Annotated in this window: 17 protein-coding genes; 7 read left to right on the top strand and 10 right to left on the bottom strand. The window is 72.9% G+C overall.

From position 1 onward, the window contains the following. Position 1 precedes the first annotated feature (1 nt). The 4 genes from IF88_RS0102115 to IF88_RS0102100 all read right to left on the bottom strand — a co-directional run bounded on the left by IF88_RS0102115 (position 2) and on the right by IF88_RS0102100 (position 4,614). The gene (locus IF88_RS0102115) at positions 2-445 is read right to left on the bottom strand and encodes a hypothetical protein (RefSeq protein WP_030706793.1); all 444 of its coding nucleotides are present in this window, start codon (positions 443-445) and stop codon (positions 2-4) included. 170 nt (positions 446-615) lie between these two features. Next, a complete protein-coding gene (locus IF88_RS0102110; RefSeq protein ID WP_037805432.1) occupies positions 616-1,113 on the bottom strand; it encodes a peptidylprolyl isomerase in 498 nt (165 codons plus the stop codon). Positions 1,114-1,181: 68 nt separating this feature from the next. Then, on the bottom strand, positions 1,182-3,575 hold the full coding sequence (locus IF88_RS0102105) for a serine/threonine-protein kinase (protein WP_037805431.1): 2,394 nt from the start codon (positions 3,573-3,575) through the stop codon (positions 1,182-1,184). A 247-nt stretch (positions 3,576-3,822) separates the two neighbouring features. After that, complete coding sequence (locus IF88_RS0102100; RefSeq protein ID WP_030706790.1) at positions 3,823-4,614, bottom strand: VOC family protein; 792 nt, start codon at positions 4,612-4,614, stop codon at positions 3,823-3,825. Positions 4,615-4,911: 297 nt separating this feature from the next. Between IF88_RS0102100 and IF88_RS0102095 the strand changes: the two genes are divergently transcribed. Then, entirely contained in the window at positions 4,912-5,559 is a 648-nt protein-coding gene (locus IF88_RS0102095; RefSeq protein WP_030706789.1) for a TetR family transcriptional regulator, read from the top strand. A gap of 113 nt (positions 5,560-5,672) precedes the next feature. Here IF88_RS0102095 and IF88_RS0102090 read toward each other — a convergent pair whose 3' ends face one another. Further along, positions 5,673-6,155 (bottom strand): nitroreductase family deazaflavin-dependent oxidoreductase, encoded by a 483-nt coding sequence (locus IF88_RS0102090; protein ID WP_030706788.1) that lies wholly within the window; start codon positions 6,153-6,155, stop codon positions 5,673-5,675. Continuing rightward, positions 6,155-7,420, bottom strand: coding sequence for an acyl-CoA dehydrogenase family protein (locus IF88_RS0102085; RefSeq protein WP_051836304.1), 1,266 nt, complete (start codon positions 7,418-7,420; stop codon positions 6,155-6,157). The genes IF88_RS0102090 and IF88_RS0102085 overlap by 1 nt, the downstream gene beginning before the upstream one ends. A 424-nt stretch (positions 7,421-7,844) precedes the next feature. On the opposite strand from IF88_RS0102085, the gene IF88_RS0102080 reads away from it, so the two are divergent. Then, complete coding sequence (locus tag IF88_RS0102080) at positions 7,845-9,038, top strand: thiolase C-terminal domain-containing protein (RefSeq protein ID WP_030706785.1); 1,194 nt, start codon at positions 7,845-7,847, stop codon at positions 9,036-9,038. A gap of 470 nt (positions 9,039-9,508) precedes the next feature. Here the strand turns inward: IF88_RS0102080 and IF88_RS0102075 are convergent, their stop codons facing one another. After that, positions 9,509-9,715, bottom strand: a complete 207-nt coding sequence (locus tag IF88_RS0102075; RefSeq protein ID WP_030706784.1) for a DUF4287 domain-containing protein — start codon at positions 9,713-9,715, stop codon at positions 9,509-9,511. A gap of 103 nt (positions 9,716-9,818) precedes the next feature. Between IF88_RS0102075 and IF88_RS0102070 the strand changes: the two genes are divergently transcribed. Then, positions 9,819-10,487 (top strand): pyridoxine/pyridoxamine 5'-phosphate oxidase, encoded by a 669-nt coding sequence (locus IF88_RS0102070; RefSeq protein WP_030706783.1) that lies wholly within the window; start codon positions 9,819-9,821, stop codon positions 10,485-10,487. Here the strand turns inward: IF88_RS0102070 and IF88_RS0102065 are convergent. Beyond that, complete coding sequence (locus tag IF88_RS0102065) at positions 10,436-10,900, bottom strand: Zn-ribbon domain-containing OB-fold protein (protein WP_051836302.1); 465 nt, start codon at positions 10,898-10,900, stop codon at positions 10,436-10,438. The genes IF88_RS0102070 and IF88_RS0102065 overlap by 52 nt on opposite strands. Before the next feature lie 143 nt (positions 10,901-11,043). Between IF88_RS0102065 and IF88_RS0102060 the strand changes: the two genes are divergently transcribed. Further along, positions 11,044-12,270, top strand: coding sequence for an RNA-guided endonuclease InsQ/TnpB family protein (locus IF88_RS0102060; RefSeq protein WP_030706780.1), 1,227 nt, complete (start codon positions 11,044-11,046; stop codon positions 12,268-12,270). A gap of 62 nt (positions 12,271-12,332) precedes the next feature. Here the strand turns inward: IF88_RS0102060 and IF88_RS0102055 are convergent, their stop codons facing one another. Continuing rightward, on the bottom strand, positions 12,333-12,785 hold the full coding sequence (locus tag IF88_RS0102055) for a hypothetical protein (protein WP_030706777.1): 453 nt from the start codon (positions 12,783-12,785) through the stop codon (positions 12,333-12,335). Between the two features lie 83 nt (positions 12,786-12,868). Further along, positions 12,869-13,639, bottom strand: coding sequence for a maleate cis-trans isomerase (locus IF88_RS0102050; protein WP_030706775.1), 771 nt, complete (start codon positions 13,637-13,639; stop codon positions 12,869-12,871). Positions 13,640-13,786: 147 nt separating this feature from the next. Here IF88_RS0102050 and IF88_RS0102045 point away from each other — a divergent pair, with 147 nt between their 5' ends. From IF88_RS0102045 to IF88_RS0102035, 3 genes are all read left to right on the top strand, one after another. Continuing rightward, entirely contained in the window at positions 13,787-14,962 is a 1,176-nt protein-coding gene (locus tag IF88_RS0102045) for a flavin-containing monooxygenase (protein WP_030706774.1), read from the top strand. Between the two features lie 98 nt (positions 14,963-15,060). After that, positions 15,061-15,546 carry a MarR family winged helix-turn-helix transcriptional regulator gene (locus IF88_RS0102040; RefSeq protein WP_030706772.1) on the top strand — a complete coding sequence of 162 codons (486 nt, stop codon included), beginning with the start codon at positions 15,061-15,063 and terminating at the stop codon, positions 15,544-15,546. Between the two features lie 100 nt (positions 15,547-15,646). Next, positions 15,647-17,176 carry an MFS transporter gene (locus tag IF88_RS0102035; protein WP_051836300.1) on the top strand — a complete coding sequence of 510 codons (1,530 nt, stop codon included), beginning with the start codon at positions 15,647-15,649 and terminating at the stop codon, positions 17,174-17,176. Positions 17,177-17,298 lie beyond the last annotated feature (122 nt).

The raw sequence follows: 17,298 nt of genomic DNA, 5'->3' as shown, positions 1-17,298 counted from the left end.
CTCACCGTCCCCCGCCGCTGCCGCCGGTGGCGGGTGTGTCCTTGTACTGCCCGTTGATCTGCGCGAAGCCGCCCTTGATGGCCTCGTCGTTGTCGTACTGGCCCTTGCCGGCCTTCTCCAGCGGCCCCTGGAGGGAGGTGCACTTGCCCGACAGGCTCTCCAGGTACGTCTTCCAGGACTGGTACAGCTCCTGGTGCGCGGTGGCGCTCTGGACGCCTTCGACCGCGGCGCCCTTCTGACCCGTCTCCAGTGCGCCCAAGGCGCCCTTGATGCTCGTCGACAGGCCGCCGAGGTCCTGGCTCGCCCGGTTCCAGACGGCCCTGTCGGACGTCAGATCGCCGCTGCCGCCTCCGTCAGGTGCCGCTGCGGCGCTCGCGAGGCGCATGTCCACGCCGGCCGCCGCCTGTTGTTTGAGCCCTGCCCACTCCGTGTCGAAGGTCGTCATGCCGAATCGCCCCCGTAATCGCGATTGCCTGATCAAGGGGTCATCCTACGAACACATGCTGAGGGTGATCCGGGCGGCGGTGCCGATACCGCTGTGATGTCCCGGACACGGCGGCGGCCCCGGCCCCCGGGAAGGGGGCGGGGCCGACCGGCCGTACTGGCGGAGTGCGATCAGGCGGCGTCGACGACGCCCGAGGCCGCGATCTCGACCTTGCCCTTGGGGGCGCCGGACTGGGTGCCCAGGGCCTCGATCTGGTCCACGAGCTCCTGGCCCGAGACGACCTCGCCGAAGACGACGTGCTTGCCGTCGAGCCACGGGGTCAGGACGGTGGTGATGAAGAACTGCGAGCCGTTGGTGTTGCGGCCGGCGTTCGCCATCGACAGCAGGTACTTGCGGTCGTGCTTCAGCTGGAAGTTCTCGTCCTCGAACTTCTCGCCGTAGATGGACTTGCCACCGGTGCCGTTGTGGTTGGTGAAGTCACCGCCCTGCAGCATGAACTGCGGGATGACGCGGTGGAAGCCGGAGCCCGCGTAGCCGTAGCCGTTCTGGCCGGTGCACAGCTCGCGGAAGTTGCGCGCGGTCTTCGGGACGACGTCGTCGAAGAGCTTGAACTCGATGCGGCCCGCGGGCGCGCCGTTGATGGTGATGTCGAAGTAAACGTTGCTCATGGGGTCCATCCTGTCACTCCCGGTGCGGTTCCCCGCGCGGCGGGGCCGGAGCCCCGCCCGTATGCAGGTCAAGCGCTCGTCCGGGTGCCCGTCCCCTTCGCCGCGTCCAGGGCGTACACGCAGCGGTCCTTGCTGCACGCGTACACCACGCCCGCCTCCGCCACCGGCGCTCCCGTGATCTCGCCGCCCGTGGCCAGCTTCCACCGGAGCTGGCCGCCCGCCGCGTCCAGGGTGTAGAGGCAGTGGTCGGCGGAACCGAAGTGCACCCGGCCGTCCGCGACCGCCGGCAGGCCGGTGATCTCGCCGCCCGCCGCGAACCGCCACTTCGGGGTGCCGGTGACGGCGTCGAGCGTGTAGAGCGCGCTGCCCGCGCCCAGGTGCACGTTGCCGTTCGCGACGACCACCGGGTCCGAGGACTGCCGGGACTCGGTCGCGATCCGCCAGCGGTCGTGGCCGGTGGCCGCGTCGAGGGCGTAGACGGTGCCCAGGTAGTCCACGAGGTAGACCCCGCCGCCGGTGACGGCCGCACCCGGCGCGAAGGCCGGCGCGGCCAGGAAGACCGCGGGGGCCTCGAAGTGCCAGCGGACCCGGCCCGAGGCCCGGTCCACGGAGAGCACCCGGGTGCCGGCCGCGATGTAGACGTTGCCGTCGGGGGCGGGGGTGACCCGCACGGGCACGTTCCCGCAGGAGGCCGCGTCGCCGACCGGGTACGACCAGGACTCGCGGCCGCTGCGGGCGTCGAGCGCGCGCAGCCGGGCGTCCTGCCACACGTACACGGTGCCGTCGTGGAGGACGGGGGCCGCCTCCGGGGTCTCGAAGTCGCTCTGCGCGCCGGTCAGCTCCCACAGCTTCTGGCCACTGGAGGCCTCCCAGCCCTGTACGCCGCCGCCGCGGGTGGCCGTGACGACCGTGCCGCGGTCGGCGCGCAGCGCGTACACCCAGGCGTCGGCGGACAGCCGCCACCGCTCGGAGCCGTCGGAGGCGTCGAGCGCATAGAGGGAGGGGCCGTCGGAGGCGTGGATCCGGCCGTCGGAGACCGCCATGGACCAGGCCACGTCGCGGGTCTTGAACTGGCGGCGGCCGCTCGCCACGTCCAGCGCGTGGACCTCGAAGGAGGTGACGTACAGCAGGTTGCCGGCGACGGTGGGGGTGCCCCAGACCTCGTTGGACATACGGAAGCGCCACGGGCGCCAGCGGCCGCTGTCCGGTGCCGGGCCCGGGTTCGGTACCGCCACCGCGGAGGGGGTGACGGCCGCCGCCCCGCCGGGCGGCCGGACCCAGCCGGTCGCCGAGTCCGCGACGGGGGCGTGCGCGGCCTGGGCCGCGGCGGTCGCGCGCGGACCGGGCCCGATCGGCACCGGCGACCCGCCCAGGCGCACCGGCTCGCCGGAGGGCGCCGGGGACATCGGCGGGCGGTGCGGGCGCGGCGGTACGGCCTGGCCGGTACGCGGGTCCACCCACGGATCGGCGCCACCGCGCGGGCGGCGGTGCGTGGCGCCCGCGGAGGCGGGGCCGGAGCCGGCGTCCCGGCCGGGGGCGGGCGCGGGTACGACGGCGGCGGCGGGCGTACGGTTTCCCGCGCGCCGGGCCTCGATCATCGCGACGGCCCGCCCGGGCAGCCACGCCGAGGCGGTGCCGCTGTCGTCGCCGCCGTCGAACAGGTGCGGGGCGAGCTGCGCCTGCAGGTCGGCCGGGGTCGGCCGCTGCGTGGCGTCCATCTGCATGCAGGAGTCGATCAGCGGCCGCAGCTCCTCGGGGAGCCCCTCCAGGTTGGGCCCCTCGCGCAGCAGCATGAAGACCGTCTCCACCGGGTTCGCCCCGTGGTACGGCGGGTGCCCGGTGGCGGCGAAGACGAGGGTGGAGCCGAGCGAGAAGACATCGCTGGCGCCCTTGACGCTGCGCGAGTCCTTCGCCTGCTCGGGCGACATGTAGGCGGGGGTGCCGACGGCGACGTTCGTCATGGTCAGGCGGGTGTTGGAGACCCCGCTCGCGATGCCGAAGTCGATCACGCGCGGGCCGTCCTCGACGACGAGCACGTTGGACGGCTTCAGGTCGCGGTGGACGAGGCCGGCGCCGTGGATGGACTGCAGGGCCTCGGCGATGCCGGCGGCGAGCCACCGTACGGCCTGGGCGGGCATGGGCCCGCACTCGTTGACGATCTCCTCCAGGGAGGGCGCCGGGACGTACGCGGTCGCCAGCCACGGCACGGCGGCGCGCGGGTCGGCGTCGACCACGGCCGCGGTGTAGAAGCCGGACACGGCGCGGGCCGCCTCCACCTCGCGGGTGAAGCGGACCCGGAACAGCTGGTCCTCGGCGAGCTCGGTGCGCACCGTCTTGATCGCGACCCGCCGTCCGGACGCGGACCGCGCGAGATAGACCAGCCCCATGCCGCCGGCGCCGAGCCGTCCCAGCACCTCGAAGGGGCCGATCCGTCTCGGGTCGTGCTGCGTCAGCTGCTCCACCACTCGCCTCCACACCTCCCCGTACGGGCCCTCGCCGGGCCCGCTTCCACCGACACGGGGCCCTGGGCCCCGCGCAGCGTCTCACTCCGGGCGCCGCCCGGGTCGCGCAACCCCGATTCTGTCAGGCCCGGACCGGGTCCGGCCCCGGCACGTCGGGCAGCGCGGTGTGATCTGCTCGGCGAAGGGGCCGCCGGGCCCGCTCGTGCGGGGTCGGGGCGGTCGGAGAGGTGGGGCCGCCGGAACACACCTAGTCCGCCTTGGTGCGGGGTTCCGAGAGCAGCCCGAAGACCGCCCCCTGGTTGTCGGCGACGACCGCGATGCGCCCGTACGGGGTGTCGAAGGGGTCGGCGGTGATCCGGCCGCCGAGCCGCTGCACCATCGCGACGGACTGGTCGCAGTCCGGGACGGCGAAGTAGACGAGGAAGTGCGCGGGCATGGCCTCCGGGAAGGCGTCGGTGATCAGGCTGCGCCCCAGGACCGCGGTGTCGGTGCCGGGCGCCTTGCCGGGCGGGGACCAGATGCGGTACTCGACGCCGGCGTCGTCCTGGTCCTGCGGGACGTAGCCGAAGACCTTGGCGTAGAAGACGTCGACGGCGTCGCGGGCCCGCGTGTAGACCTCGCTCCAGCAGTACGTGTACGGCTCCTGCTGGGCATCGAAGCCGTGGTGGGTGCCGGGCTGCCACAGGCCGAAGACGGCCCCGCCGGGGTCGGCGGCCATGGCGGCGGTGCCGTACGGGCCCACCGGCATCGGGTCCATGACCATCTGGCCGCCGGCGGCGCGGATGCGCTGGGCGCAGGCGTAGGCGTCGGTCGTGTAGAGGTAGACGCCCCAGACGGTGGGCATCCGGCCGTCCGGTTTGGGGGCGAGGGCGGCGACGTTGCGGCCGCGGCTGTAGGCCTGCGTGTAGTGGCCGTACTCGGCGCCCGCACTGTCCGCGAAGGTCCACCCGAACAGCTCGCCGTAGAAGCGCTTGCCCGCTTCGACGTCCGGAAGCGAGGCGTCCACCCAGCAGGGTGCGCCTTCCGCGAATGCGGCCATGGGCCCGGTTCCTTCCGTTGTGCGGGGGTGTGTACCCTCTCACCTCTCTCAGCCATGATCCGTCCGAAAACTTGTCCACAGCCTGTTGATAAGACTATTCGGGGGAAACCTCGCGGAACCGGGCGACACGCCCGGGCCGCGACTACGGGGCCGCACCGGGGGCGCGCCCGGGGCCGGACCGTCCGGAAATCGGCCGCCGAAACGCTTCGGACCGCCTCCCGCCCAGGCCAGGGACCCCGTAACCCCATTTGCAGGCGGCCGAATAGCGCGCCGATCACCCCTCGGTAAGCTGACGGCATGACAGGACAAGTACGCACCGTCGACGGGCGTGTCGCCGGCCGGCGCGGCCAGGCGACGCGGCAGAAGCTGCTCGACTGCCTCAGCGAGATGCTCAGCTCCTCGCCGTACCGCGACGTCAAAGTGATCGACGTCGCCCGCAAGGCCGGTACCTCCCCCGCGACCTTCTACCAGTACTTCCCGGACGTCGAGGGCGCCGTCCTGGAGATCGCCGAACAAATGGCCACCGAGGGCGCGCAGTTGACGTCGCTCGTCGAGGGCCGGACCTGGGTCGGCAAGTCCGGTTGGTCCGCCGCCGAGGAACTCGTCGAGGGCTTCCTGGAGTTCTGGCGCCGCAACGACGCGATCCTGCGGGTCGTCGACCTCGGTGCGGCCGAGGGCGACAAGCGCTTCTACAAGATCCGCATGAAGATCCTGAACTCGGTCACCAACTCCCTGACGGAGTCGATGAAGGAGCTCCAGGCCAAGGGCAAGGTCGACAAGGACGTCAGCCCCGCGGCGATGGCCGGTTCGCTGGTCGCGATGCTGGCCGCGGTCGCCTCGCACCAGAAGGGCTTCCAGACCTGGGGCGTCAAGCAGGCCGAGCTCAAGCCGAACCTGGCGCTGCTCGTCCACCTCGGCATCACGGGCAAGAAGCCGACCAGGTAACGGCGGATCCCTCCTGGGATCCGCCGCCTTGGGCGACCTCACGCCGCCTTGGGCGGCTCCGCGCCGGCACCTCCCGTGCCCGTGGCCCGCGCCGCGTGCACGACCGCCCGGGATCAGCGACGCTCCAGGCGGAACAACCGGATCTCGCGCTCGATGCGCGCCTGGTACGTCGCGTACGGCGGCCAGAACCCCAGCACCGCCTGCCATGCCGCAGCGCGTTCCTCCCCCGCCAGCAGCCGGGCCCGTACGGGAATGTCCCGGCCTTGCCAACTCACGTCCGCGTCCGGGTGCTTGAGCAGGTTCCCGGTCCATGCCGGGTGCCCGGGCCGGCCGAAGTTGGAGCCGATCAGGACCCAGCTCGTGCCGCCGTTCTCCGGCATGCAGGCGAGCGGGGTGGTGCGCGGCTCGCCCGTCTTGGCGCCCTTGGCGGTGAGGATCACGCCCGGCAGCATCTGGGCGCTGAGCATGACCTTGCCGCGGGTGAGCTTGTGCACCGCCTTGTCCAGGGCCGGGATGAAGTGCGGTGCGATCTTGGCGAAGAGCATGGTCGAGGAGACCTTCTGCATCAGCTTGACGCCGCGTGCCACGGGAGCCATCAGACGGCCACCTTCTCTTGGGCGGGCGGGACGTGGGGAGCGGCCGCGGCCGCCGTGGGTACGGCCGCCGTGGGCGCGGCGGGGCCCGGGGCCGGGGCCGGGGCGGCGAACAGGCCCGCGCGGTCCGCGGCGTGCGCCCGCAGCCGGTGGACCGGGCCGAAGAGCAGTTCGTCGGCCGCCGCACGCTTGAAGTAGAGGTGTGCGTCGTGTTCCCAGGTGAAGCCGATGCCGCCGTGCAGCTGGATCGCCTCGCCGGCGGTCACCCGCAGGGCTTCCAGCGCCTGGGCGAGGGCGAGGCCGCCCTGGTCCGGGTCCCAGGCGGCGTAGTAGGCCGCGGAGCGGGCGGCCTGCACCTGTACGTACAGGTCGGCGAGCCGGTGTTTGACCGCCTGGAAGGAGCCGATCGCCCGGCCGAACTGCTCCCGCTGGCGTACGTACTCGACGGTTCGGGCGAGGGCCTGCCCGGCCGCGCCGACGGCCTCGGCGGCGAGCACCGCGGAGGCGGTGCGCCCGGTGGCGGCGAGGGCGCCCACCACGTCGCCCTCCTCGTCGCCGAGCAACTCCGCTGGTACATCGCGCAGTTGGATCCGGGCCTGCGGGCGGGTCTCGTCCAGGACGGCCTGCCGGGACCGTACGAGCCCGGGCGCGTCCTCCCGTACGAGGAACAGCAGCGTGCGGCTGCGGGCGAAGCCCCCGGTGTGCGCGGCGACCAGCAGCAGCGGGGCGCTGTGCCCGTCGAGCACCTGGGCGGCCTCCCCGTACAGCCGCCAGCCGGCGCCCGCGGCGTCGGCGCGGGCCTGGATCCCGCCCGCGCGGCCGCCGCCGGACCAGTGCCCTGCGCTGTCGTCGCCGGTGAGCGCGAGCGCGGTGGCCAGCGCCGGGCCCGGTACGGCGAGAGCGGCGGTCAGCCCGCCGGCCGCGAGCGGCGGGAGCAGTGCGGAGCGCTGGGCGTCGGTGCCGAGGGCGGCGATCAGGGGCGCGCAGAGCGCGGCGGTGGCCAGCAGCGGCGAGGGCAGCAGCGCCCGCCCGGTCTCCTCGCAGGCCAGGGCCAGGTCGGCGGGGGTGCAGCCGACGCCGCCGTACTCCTCGGCGATGGCGAGGCCGGGCAGCCCGAGCCGCTCGGCGAGCTGCTGCCACAGCTCGCGGTCGTGTCCGGGGGCTGTGCGAACCGCGGCCTTGACCTCGTCGGGGCCGCAGCGTTTGCCCAGGATCTCGCGCAGGGTGCGGCGTATCTCGGCCTGCTCCGCGGTGAAGGCGGCATCCATCGTCTGGCTCCTCCTGGGGGCACCTCCCGGCGGCGGCCGGGGGCATATCTGACGGGCCGTCATGTTAGGCCCGGCGGCGGCAGATGCACAGGGGGCGGCGAGGGCGGGTTGCGGGCGCCGATGGGGGGCCCGCGCCCGGGGCGAAGATGGCCTTGCGGGCGGGCCCACACCCGGGGAGGGCGGCCTGCGGACGGGCCGGCGCCCGGGGAGGGCCGCCTGCGGGCGGGGCGATGCCCGGAGCGAGGCGGCCTGCGGGCGGGGCGGTGCCCGGAGCGAGACGGCCTGCGGGCGCGTCGGCGCCCGGGGCGAGGGCGGCCTGCGGGTAGGGCGGCGCGGGTCAGCGCCCGGAGCGAGGGCGGTCTGGGGGCGGGGCGGCGCCCGGGGCTCTAGCATCTGACGGTACGTCAGATGTACCGTCCTTCCCATGCCTGGACTCACACCTGGAACCGCCTCCCGCGCCCGCCGGAGGGTCGCGGTGGTCGGCGTCGCCCTCTCGGACTGCGGCCGGGTGGACGGCCCCACCCCCTACGCCCTGCACGCGCAGGCCGCCCGGCGCGCCCTGGCCGACTCCGGCCTGGACCGCTCCGTCATCGACGGCCTCGCCTCGGCCGGCCTCGGCACGCTCGCGCCCGTCGAGGTGGCCGAGTACCTCGGCCTGCGCCCCACCTGGGTCGACTCCACCTCGGTGGGCGGCTCGACCTGGGAGGTCATGGCCGCCCACGCGGCGGACGCCATCGCCGCCGGCCACGCCAACGCGGTCCTGCTCGTCTACGGTTCCACCGCGCGCGCCGACATCAAGGCCCGCCGGCGCACCTCGAACCTCTCCTTCGGGGCCCGCGGACCGCTCCAGTTCGAGGTTCCCTACGGGCACACGCTGATCTCCAAGTACGCGATGGCCGCCCGCCGGCACATGCACGAGTACGGGACCACGCTGGAGCAGCTCGCCGCGGTCGCCGTACAGACCCGGGCCAACGCGGCGACCAACCCGGACGCGATGTTCCGCGACCCGATAACGGTCGACGAGGTCCTGTCGGGCGAGATGATCGCCGACCCCTTCACCAAACTCCACTGCTGCATCCGCTCGGACGGCGGCTGCGCGGTGCTGCTGGCCGCAGAGGAGTACGTACCGGACACGGCGAAGGCTCCGGTCTGGATCCTGGGCTCGGGGACCTCCGTCTCGCACACCACGATGTCGGAGTGGGAAGACTTCACGGTGTCCCCGGCGGCGGTCTCGGGCCGCATCGCCTTCGAGCGGGCCGGCCTCACCCCGGCGGACGTGGACCTCGCGGAGATCTACGACGCCTTCACCTACATGACCCTGGTGACCCTGGAGGACCTCGGCTTCTGCGCGAAGGGCGAGGGCGGGGCCTTCGTGGAGAAGGGCCGCCTACTGTGCGACGGGGAACTCCCCGTCAACACCGACGGCGGCGGCCTCTCGGCCTGTCACCCCGGGATGCGCGGCCTGTTCCTGCTGGTCGAGGCCGTCCGCCAACTCCGCGGCGAGGCGGGCCCGGGCCAGGTCACCAAACGCGACGGCCGCCTCCCGGAGATCGCCCTGGCCTCGGGCACGGGCGGCTGGTTCTGCTCCTCGGGCACGGTACTGCTGGGCCGGGGCTGAACCGGGCCGGTTGCACCGGGGCCGAGCGGGGGGTGCACCCGGGCCGAGCGGGCGGGGGGCCGGTTGGGCCGGGGCCGGGCGGGCGGGGTTGGCGGGGGGCCGGTTGGGCCGGGGCCGGGCGCGCGCCGGGGCGTCTCCTCGGGCGCCGAACGTGACGAGGGGTCGGAGAGTCTGGCGGAAGTGCGTTCGACGCCCTGCGGGGATCGCCCCGACACACACCCGACCCCGGCCCAACCGGCCTGGCTGCCCCGACCGCTCAGCCCCCCCACCATCCGGCCTCGCCGCACCCTCCAGCCTCCGCCGCACAAATCCAGCCCCTCCGGCGATTGAGGAGCGGGGGCCGGGGCCGAGCCCCGATCTTTGCGCCGCACCCTCCGGCCTCCGCCGCACAATCCAGCCCCTCCGGCGATTGAGGAGCGGGGGCCGGGGCCGAGCCACGGGCGGGGGCCGGCACGGCACAAGCGGCGGGGCTATACGCCCTCGGCGAGCGTGTGCGCGACAAGGGCGTTGGCGTGGCCGTGCCCCAGCCCGTGCTCCGTCTTGAGCCAGGCGACGAGCTCCATGTGCCTGGTCAGCGGCGAGGACCTGATGAGGTCCTGCCACTCGGCGATCGGCCGCCCGTACTTCTTCTCGATCGAGGGGAAGTAGCTCGCGGGGCCCTTCACCGGCTCGGCCATGGTTTCTCTCCTTCGGTTTGGTTCTGTCGCAGTGATGACCGCGATCGGACACCGAACTCATCGGTCCGTCAGGGAAAATATCGCGACGGCCTAGCCTGGGGGCATGACGATCGGCAGTGACGACTTCCACGCCACCCTGCACTCCCTGCGCGTGTGGGACTCCCCCCTCCCCGGGTTCGACACCGGCGCCGCGCCCGCCGAGCCGCTCCCGCTGTTCCGGGCGTGGTTCGTGCACGCCGCCCGGGCGGGGCAGTTGGAGCCGCACACGATGAGCCTGGCGACGGTGGACGCCGCGGGGCGGCCCGATGTGCGGACGCTGATGCTGCACGACGCCGACGCGCGGGGCTGGCACTTCGCCTCGCACGCCACCAGCACCAAGGGCGTGCAGCTGGCCGGGCAGCCGCGGGCGGCGCTCGGGTTCTACTGGCCGACCGTGGCCCGGCAGGTCCGCATCCGGGGCCGGGTCATCGCCTGCGGGCCCGAGGAGAGCCGCGCGGACCTGGCGGTCCGCTCGCGCGGGGCGCTCGCCGCCGCGCTCACCGGGCACCAGAGCGAGGTGCTGGAGTCGGCCGAGGACCTGGTCCGGGCCTCGGAGCGGGCGTGGGAGCGGGCCGGAGCCGAGCCGGACGCGCCGGCTCCGACCTGGACCCGGTACGTGCTGGACGCCGACGAGGTGGAGTTCTTCCAGGGCGACCCCACCCGCCGGCACACCCGCCTGCGCTACCGCCGCACCGCCGAGGGCTCCTGGGTCCGTGAGCTGCTCTGGCCCTGACCCGGCCGGAAGACCGCCACACACACCCCGTCCGCCGCCTCGCGGAAGGTGACCGTCAGGGGCATGCCGATGCGCAGGTCCGCCGCCTCGCAGGCGACCACCTCGGTCATCATCCGCGGGCCTTCCGCGAGGTCGACCACCGCGGCCGTGTACGGGACGCGCGTGCCGAAGGGCGGGAGGTCGTTGCGGTGGATCACCGACCAGGTGTAGAGGGTCGCCCGGCCGCTCGCCGTCTCCCACGTCACGCGGTCCTCGCCGGCCCAGCAGTACGGGCAGAACTCGCGCGGGTAGTGGTGCGCCCGCCCGCAGTCCCCGCAGCGGCGCAGCAGGAGCCGGCCCTCGGCCGCCGCGTCCCAGTAGGGCCGGGTGAAGTCGTCCGCCTCGGGGAGGTCGTAGCGCGCCGTGCCACTCACCTGATTTCTCCAAGGAGGCCCCGGCCTTCAGGCCGGCGAGGAATGGGTCCTTGGGACGGAGGCGCGGAGCGCCGGAGGTCGGTTCGCATCTCGTCTGGCCTGCCCTTTCGGCTGTTGTCAGTGGTCGGGGATACGTTGTTGGGATGGAAACGACACCAATGGCGGGGGACGCCGGGTACGCTCGGTGGACGTTCCGCGTCCGCGTGTCGTCCACCGCGCACACCGCCCTGATGGCGGAGTGGGACCGGTGCCGGTGGATCTGGAACGAGTGCTGCGCGAAGTCGAAACAGATTGTCTGGAACAAGGACCAGCCCGAGGGGACGGACAAGCGAACCTGCGGCCCGGCACAGCTCGACAGGATGTTGACCGAAGCCCGCACCGAGAACACCTGGCTTCGTGAAGGGTCCTCGGTTCCGCAGCAGCAGTTGATCCGGGATTTCGGGAAGTCCCGCGCCAAGGCGCAGAAGGACATCAAGGACCGGTTGCCTATGCGGCAGCGGGCCGGGATGCCGAAGTGGAAGAGGAAGCGGGAAGCACTGCCGTCGCTCAACTACACAAGGCGCGGCTTTCGGTTGAAGGACGGCCGCCTGTACCTGGCGGGCGGCATCAATCTGACGGTGGTGTGGTCGCGGGACCTTTCGGCCGCCCCGTCCAGCGTGCGTGTCTATCAGGACACTCTCGGACACTGGTACTGCTCGTTCGTCGTCCCCGCCGAGGTCGAGCCGCTTGCGGAAACCGGCGCGGTGATCGGGGTGGACTGGGGCGTGAGGGAGACCGCGACCACCACCAGCGATGCCCACGACCTCCCGCACGCCGAGCACGGCAAGAAGGCCGCCGCCGGCCTCGCGCGCTATCAGCGGATGATGGCCCGCCGGAAACCGGCGAAGGGCAAACCCGGGTCGAAGGGCTACCGGCACGCGAAACGGCAGACCGCGAAGCTGCACAAGAAGGCGGCCCGGCAACGCCAGGACACCGGCCGTAAGTGGGCCAAGTCCGTAGTCCGTGATCACGACGCGGTGGCGGTCGAGGACTTCCGCCCGAAGTTCCTCGCCAGGACGACCATGGCCCGCAAGGCCGCCGACGCGGCCATCAGCTCCACCAAGACGGCCCTGGTCGAGATGGGCCGCAAGCACGGGCGGACCGTGTACCTGGTACACCCCGCGCACACCACCATGGACTGTGCGCAGTGCGGAGCGAGAACCAAGCACGCACTACCCCTCTCAGAACGAACCTACGCCTGCACCGCGTGCGGAGCCGTATCCCCCAGGGATAAGAACTCCGCCCGCGTGATGCTGGTCCGGGCTGGTCTCAACCCGGCTAGTGCCGATCGCGTAAGGCCAGTCGGGGCGCTGCCCCATCTGGCAGCGTGAGCTAGAAATCCCCGATCAGCCCTGAATGGTGAGGAAACCCCTCCCTTCAGGGAGGGGAGGATTCAAAGGAAGAGTCCGATCGCCGCGTCGAGGGACCAGGTCTGCCAGGACATGGCGAGGAGCGCGACGAGCGAGATGAGCGCCATCATCGCGTTCTGGCCCTGCTCGGCCCAGTCGTGGATCATCAGCACCAGGTAGAGCAGGTTCAGCAGCAGCCCGCCGACCAGGGCGATCGGGGTCAGGAAGCCGAGCACCAGGCCCAGCCCGAGCGCCAGTTCCGCGTAGACGACGACGTACGCCATCGCCTTCGGGCGCGGTGCGACGACGAGTTCGAAGCCGCCCTTGACGAAGGTCCAGCGGTGCTTGTTCGCGACGTCGGCGGCCCAGGCGATGCCCGTGCCGCGTTCGAACCAGCCCTTCTTGTCCTTGTGCCGCCAGCTCTCCAGCCACCACAGGCCGAGGCCTATCCGGAGCACAGCGAGCCATTCGGCCCCACTGAGCCAGATGGTCTGCATCGGCAGCCCCCATCCCTCTCCACACTGATCTGACGGTACGTCAGTTCAGCGGATGTGAGGCGATCCCGCAAGGCCCCGGCCGGCTACGGGTTCGCGAAGAGCCTCCCGTATCCCGTGACACCGTCGGTGGCGGCGCCCGCCGCACGCAGCGCGGCCCACAACAGGACCTGGTTGGCGGTGAGGACGGGACGGCCGAGGACCGCCTCCAACGCCTCGATCGCGCCGACCGCGCGGAACCCGTTGCCGCCGATGACCACCGCCGCCGCCTCGTCGGGGGCGAAGGACACCACCCAGTCCAGCAGGGCGTCGGGCCGGATGCGGCTCTGGTCGCCGGGCAGGCCGCACGGGGCCGCGCGCACCACCTCGAAGCCGGCGTCCTCGTAGTAGGCCCGCCCCAGATCGTCGAGGGCGGCATCGAACCACGGCGGATCCACCAGGCAGATCCGGCCGGCGTCCAGGATCCGCAGCGCCTCGACCGTGGCGGCGCACGGGGCGACCACCGGCAGTCCGCGGGCGCGCGCCGAGAGGCGGGCCAGCATCCGCGCCTCGCCGCGCGCCCCGATCGCGTACGCGGAGCTGGTGAAGGCGAAGCCGATCGCCGCCACCGGTGCGTCCGCCAGCCGCTCGGCGGCCTCGTCCACGTACGGCGGCTCGGCGAAGGCCCGTACCGGGGCGAGCGGGATGGTCGCATCCATCGCACCGCCGCGGCCCATCGCACCGAACGGCACCCGGGCGGTGTGCAGCCCGACGTCCGCCGGGGCCATGGCGCGCAGCTCCGACTCGGGTCCGACATCGGCGTGCGGGGTGAGGATTCCCAGGCGGACGCGCACGTCCCAGCCGTCGGGTCGCCACATCGGTCACTCCAGATTCTCCGGAAGCGGGGACTTCACCCTGCCACCGGGAAAGGCGCCCGGCCCGCAGCCTCGGCCGTGACCGATCCGCAATCGATTCCCTCCTTGTCCGAGACCCATCAACCCAGCGTGGCGATACGATCACACCTCATGCCTGGAGTCCCCGCAGCACCCGACATGACCACCCAGCCCCGCCCCGTGTACGTCATCGGGGCCGGCCCCGGCGGCCTCGCCGTGGCCGCCGCGCTGCGCGCCCGTGGGGTCCGCGCGGTGGTCGTCGAGAAGTCCGACGAGGTCGGCACGTCCTGGCGGCGACACTACGACCGGCTGCACCTGCACACCACGCGCCGGCTCTCCGCCCTCCCCGGCCTGCCGATGCCGCGCCGCTTCGGGCGCTGGGTCTCCCGTGACGACGTCGTGCGCTACCTGGAGAAGTACGTCGAGTTCCACGAGCTGGAGCTCGTGACCGGTGTCGAGGTGACCCGGATCGAGGCCGCCCCGGAGGGCGAGGACGGCTGGGTCCTGCACGCCAGCGGCGGGCGGGTGCTGACCGCCGCGGCCGTCGTCGTCGCCACCGGGTACAACCACACGCCGGCGATCCCCGACTGGCCGGGCCGGGACGCGTACGACGGCCGGCTGCTGCACGCCGCCGACTACCGCAATCCCGGGCCGTACGCCGGCCAGGACGTCCTCGTCGTCGGCGTCGGCAACACCGGCGCCGAGATCGCCGTCGACCTCGCCGAGGGCGGCGCCGCCCGGGTGCGGCTCGCCGTGCGCACCGTCCCGCACATCATGCGCCGCTCCACCGCGGGCTGGCCGGCCCAGCGCAGCGGGATCCTCGTGCGCCGGCTGCCCGTGCGGCTCGTGGACCGGCTGTGCGCGCTCGTCGCCAGGACCTCGGTCCCGGACCTGTCGGCGTACGGGCTCCCGCGCCCGACGACCGGCCTGTACAGCAGGGTCAAGGAGGGGTCGATCCCGGTCCAGGACGTCGGCCTGGTCGACGCGGTCCGCAGCGGCCGGGTGGAGCCGGTGGCCGCCGTCGAGTCCTTCGACGGCGCCGAGGTGGTGCTCGCGGACGGCTCGCGGATCATCCCGGACGCGGTGATCGCGGCGACCGGGTACCGCCGCGCCCTGGAGGGGCTGGTCGGCGGCCTCGGCGTGCTCGACGAGCGGGGGCGGCCCCGTGCGCACGGCGCCCGCACCGCTCCGCAGGCGCGCGGGCTGTACTTCACCGGCTTCACCAATCCCATCAGCGGGATGTTCCGGGAGATGGCCCTGGACGCGGAGAAGATCGCCAAGGCCGTGGCCCGGCAGGCGCGGTCCTAGTCCCGGCCCCGGTCCCGGCCCCGGTCCCGGCCCCGGTAGGGCAAGTCGTCCGTTCGTCGATAATCCGCGACGGATCGACTTTCGCTACCCTGGCGGTCATGACCGCCATGACGCGCACCCGCACCGAACCGGACCTGTCGTTCCTCCTGGACCACACCAGTCACGTGCTGCGGACCCAGATGAGCGCGCAGCTCGGCGAGATCGGGCTGACCCCGCGCATGCACTGCGTGCTCGTCCACGCGCTTGAGGAAGAGCGCACCCAGGCGCAGCTCGCCGAGATCGGGGACATGGACAAGACCACGATGGTCGTGACCGTGGACGCGCTGGAGAAGGCCGGCCTGGCCGAGCGCAGGCCGTCCAGCACGGACCGGCGGGCGCGGATCATCGCGGTGACCGAGGAGGGGGCCAAGGTCGCGAAGGAGAGCCAGAAGATCGTCGACCGGGTGCACGGGGACGCCCTCGGCGCCCTGCCGGACGACGAGCGCGAGGTACTGCTCCGCGCACTGAACCGGCTGGTCACGGGACATCTGCAGACGCCCGAGGAGGGGCCGCGGCCGGCCCGGCGGGCACGCCAGAAGGGCTGACACCACGACTCCTCAGCACTCCGATCCGTAAAAGATAGTCTGCAACAAAACTATCTGCTACGGTCCTTCCTGTTGCCTCCCAACGACAGGAGAGACCGCAATGCCCTCCACCGCCTCCGCACCCGCACCCACCGCCTCGCGCTCCCGCGGGCTCGCCCTCGGCGTCCTGGCCACCGGCACGCTGATGACGGTCCTCGACGGCAGCATCGTGACCGTCGCCATGCCGGCCGTCCAGGGCGATCTCGGCTTCACGCCGGCCGGCCTGAGCTGGGTCGTCAACGCCTACCTCATCGCCTTCGGTTCGCTGCTGCTCCTGGCGGGCCGCCTCGGCGACCTGATCGGCCGCAAGCGGATGTTCCTCGCGGGCACCGGGGTCTTCACCGCGGCCTCGCTCCTCGCCGGCTTCGCCACCTCCCCCGCCCTCCTGATCGCCGCGCGCTTCCTCCAGGGCGCCGGCAGCGCGATGGCCTCCGCCGTCAGCCTCGGCATCCTGGTCACGCTCTTCACCGAACCGCGCGAACGAGCCAAGGCCATCGCCATGTTCAGCTTCACCGGCGCGGCCGGCGCCTCGATCGGGCAGGTCCTCGGCGGTGTGCTCACCGATGCGCTCACCTGGAACTGGATCTTCTTCATCAACCTGCCCATCGGCATCGCGACCGTCCTCCTCGCCCTCTCCGCCCTGCCCGGCGACCGCGGCATCGGCCTGAAGGCGGGCGCGGACGCCCTCGGCGCGCTGCTCGTCACCTCCGGCCTGATGCTCGGCATCTACACGGTCGTCAAGGTCGAGGAGTACGGGGCGGCCTCGGCCCACACCCTCGGCTTCGGCACCCTCGCGCTCGCCCTGCTCGCCGGCTTCCTCCTGCGCCAGGCCACCGCCGCGAACCCGCTCATGCCGCTGCGGATCCTCCGCTCGCGCAGCGTCTTCGGCGCCAACCTGGTCCAGATGCTGATGGTCGCCGCCCTCTTCTCCTTCCAGGTCCTCGTCGCCCTCTACATGCAGAACGTCCTCGGCTACGGCGCCGCCGAAACCGGTCTCGCGATGCTGCCGGCCGCGGCCGTCATCGGCCTCGTCTCCCTGACCGTCTCGGCCCGCCTGGGCGCCCGGTTCGGCGAGCGCACCGTCCTGCTGGCCGGTCTGGTGCTCCTGATCGGCGTACTGGGCCTGCTGACCCGCGTGCCCGGCCGGGCCGAGCAGGCGGACTACCTCACCGACCTGCTTCCGGTGATGCTCCTGGCCGCCGGCTTCGGCCTCGCCCTGCCCGCCCTGACCTCGCTCGGCATGTCCGGCGCCAAGGAGGAGGACGCGGGCCTGGCCTCCGGGCTCTTCAACACCACCCAGCAGATCGGCATGGCCCTCGGCATCGCGGTCCTCTCCACCCTCGCCGCCTCCCGCACCGAGTCCCTCACCGAGGCGGGCCGCCCCGCCCCCGAGGCCCTGACCGGCGGTTACCACCTGGCGTTCGCGGTCGGGGCGGCCCTCATCGCCGCCGCCCTCACCCTCGCCTTCACGGTCCTGCGCCACCCGAAGGACGCCCCGCGGGGGACGGCCACCGAGGAGGCCGTCGAGGAGGCCGCCGAGGAGGCCGCCGTTGGCCGAACCGCGCTCTGGACCGACCCCGCGCAGATCTGACACCGTTCACCACATCACCTCCACCAGCTTTCCTGCGCAGCCCTGTTCCTGACGGCACGTCAGTTCAGTAATCTGACTACACGTCAGTTATTGAGTTCCAGTTCCATCAAGGTTCATCGAGC

The organism is Streptomyces sp. NRRL F-2580 (genome assembly GCF_000720115.1).
In the GTDB taxonomy this organism is placed as follows: domain Bacteria; phylum Actinomycetota; class Actinomycetes; order Streptomycetales; family Streptomycetaceae; genus Streptomyces.
The sequence above is the reverse complement of the archived record's forward strand: the minus strand, read 5'-3'. Positions and strand labels throughout refer to the sequence as shown.

Excerpts from the sequence above, each read along its gene's own strand:
- IF88_RS0102115 (WP_030706793.1), bottom strand. The coding sequence starts at position 445 with ATGACGACCTTCGACACGGAGTGGGCAGGGCTCAAACAACAGGCGGCG.
- IF88_RS0102110 (WP_037805432.1), bottom strand. The coding sequence starts at position 1,113 with ATGAGCAACGTTTACTTCGACATCACCATCAACGGCGCGCCCGCGGGC.
- IF88_RS0102100 (WP_030706790.1), bottom strand. The coding sequence starts at position 4,614 with ATGGCCGCATTCGCGGAAGGCGCACCCTGCTGGGTGGACGCCTCGCTT.
- IF88_RS0102095 (WP_030706789.1), top strand. The coding sequence starts at position 4,912 with ATGACAGGACAAGTACGCACCGTCGACGGGCGTGTCGCCGGCCGGCGC.
- IF88_RS0102090 (WP_030706788.1), bottom strand. The coding sequence starts at position 6,155 with ATGGCTCCCGTGGCACGCGGCGTCAAGCTGATGCAGAAGGTCTCCTCG.
- IF88_RS0102085 (WP_051836304.1), bottom strand. The coding sequence starts at position 7,420 with ATGGATGCCGCCTTCACCGCGGAGCAGGCCGAGATACGCCGCACCCTG.
- IF88_RS0102080 (WP_030706785.1), top strand. The coding sequence starts at position 7,845 with ATGCCTGGACTCACACCTGGAACCGCCTCCCGCGCCCGCCGGAGGGTC.
- IF88_RS0102075 (WP_030706784.1), bottom strand. The coding sequence starts at position 9,715 with ATGGCCGAGCCGGTGAAGGGCCCCGCGAGCTACTTCCCCTCGATCGAG.
- IF88_RS0102070 (WP_030706783.1), top strand. The coding sequence starts at position 9,819 with ATGACGATCGGCAGTGACGACTTCCACGCCACCCTGCACTCCCTGCGC.
- IF88_RS0102060 (WP_030706780.1), top strand. The coding sequence starts at position 11,044 with ATGGAAACGACACCAATGGCGGGGGACGCCGGGTACGCTCGGTGGACG.
- IF88_RS0102055 (WP_030706777.1), bottom strand. The coding sequence starts at position 12,785 with ATGCAGACCATCTGGCTCAGTGGGGCCGAATGGCTCGCTGTGCTCCGG.
- IF88_RS0102050 (WP_030706775.1), bottom strand. The coding sequence starts at position 13,639 with ATGTGGCGACCCGACGGCTGGGACGTGCGCGTCCGCCTGGGAATCCTC.
- IF88_RS0102045 (WP_030706774.1), top strand. The coding sequence starts at position 13,787 with ATGCCTGGAGTCCCCGCAGCACCCGACATGACCACCCAGCCCCGCCCC.
- IF88_RS0102040 (WP_030706772.1), top strand. The coding sequence starts at position 15,061 with ATGACCGCCATGACGCGCACCCGCACCGAACCGGACCTGTCGTTCCTC.
- IF88_RS0102035 (WP_051836300.1), top strand. The coding sequence starts at position 15,647 with ATGCCCTCCACCGCCTCCGCACCCGCACCCACCGCCTCGCGCTCCCGC.